A 336-nucleotide genomic window follows, 5' to 3' on the forward strand; every position below is an offset into this window, starting at 1 on the left:
TGATGTAGTCGTTCTTGCGCGCCGCGCTGCGGCGTTCGTCCTGCTGGCCGACGGCGTACTGGAAGTACTGCACCAGCGGAATGTGCGAGGGGCAGACATAGGAACAGCAGCCACAAAGGATGCAGTCGCGCAGGCCGTATTCGCTGGCGCCGTCGAAATCGTCGACACGGGTACGCGCAGCCATCTCCAGCGGCGCCAGGCCCATCGGGCAGGCGTCGACGCAGCGCGAGCAGCGAATGCACGGCGCGCTGTCGCTACGCGGCACTTCGTGGCGGTCGAGCGCCAGCAGCCCGGTAGCGCCCTTGATCACCGGCACCGCCGTCGACGGCAGCAGCA

At 67.9% G+C, this 336-nt stretch carries 1 protein-coding gene; it reads right to left on the reverse strand.

Annotated features, from left to right (window positions below):
- Positions 1-336 (reverse strand): 4Fe-4S dicluster domain-containing protein (locus tag LO50_RS19440; RefSeq protein WP_044316062.1); only part of this gene is annotated, 336 nt, incomplete at both ends.

It is taken from the genome of Stutzerimonas stutzeri (genome assembly GCF_000935215.1).
Classification (GTDB): domain Bacteria; phylum Pseudomonadota; class Gammaproteobacteria; order Pseudomonadales; family Pseudomonadaceae; genus Stutzerimonas.